Source organism: Morganella sp. Je.2.23, from assembly GCF_051129855.1.
Lineage (GTDB): Bacteria > Pseudomonadota > Gammaproteobacteria > Enterobacterales > Enterobacteriaceae > Morganella > Morganella sibonii.
The window spans coordinates 1-264 of sequence record NZ_JBCPSQ010000046.1 but is presented as its reverse complement, the minus strand read 5'-3'; the positions used below and the strand labels follow the sequence as shown (position 1 = coordinate 264).

Genomic DNA, 264 nt, shown 5'->3' with positions numbered 1-264 from the left:
CCTCATCAATTAACCTTCCGGCACCGGGCAGGCGTCACACCGTATACGTCCACTTTCGTGTTTGCACAGTGCTGTGTTTTTAATAAACAGTTGCAGCCAGCTGGTATCTGCGGCTGGCTTCAGCTCCATGGGTAAACCACTTCACCTAATGCCAGCGTGCCTTCTCCCGAAGTTACGGCACCATTTTGCCTAGTTCCTTCACCCGAGTTCTCTCAAGCGCCTGAGTATTCTCTACCTGACCACCTGTGTCGGTTTGGGGTACGA

Annotated in this window: 1 rRNA gene; it reads right to left on the bottom strand. The window is 52.7% G+C overall.

The features are described from left to right. Positions 1 to 264: ribosomal RNA gene (locus tag AAZR23_RS20785) — 23S ribosomal RNA — on the bottom strand; the annotation flags it as partial.